Here is a 280-nt window from a genome sequence, read left to right on the forward strand (position 1 = left end):
CCCCTTTGGCGGTCTTCATCTTGGCGCTGTCCGGGTCGGTCACATTGCCTTTAAGCGGCTGGTTACGTTTATTGGTTCGCTCTGGTTGTTCCTTCAGGAACGTCTTGATGCGGCGTGAGGCTTTTTTCAGTGTCTCAATACGCTGTTCATCGTCTCGTTGATGCTGAGGATTTACTTGTTCATGAACATCGTGTTCCCGATGGCGTTTCAACAAACGGGAAACGGCTTTCTCCAGCTTTTTCTTTTTACCTTTAAGCTCGCTGTGGGTACCGCTCCATTC

Annotated in this window: 1 protein-coding gene; it reads right to left on the bottom strand. The window is 49.6% G+C overall.

Going from position 1 to position 280, the window contains the following annotated elements; translation table 11 throughout:
* Nucleotides 1-280, bottom strand: a 280-nt coding sequence (locus AC27K1_RS21805) for a hypothetical protein (RefSeq protein ID WP_487152897.1), incomplete at both ends; no start/stop codon positions are given.

The organism is Kistimonas ophiarachnellae (assembly GCF_057552235.1).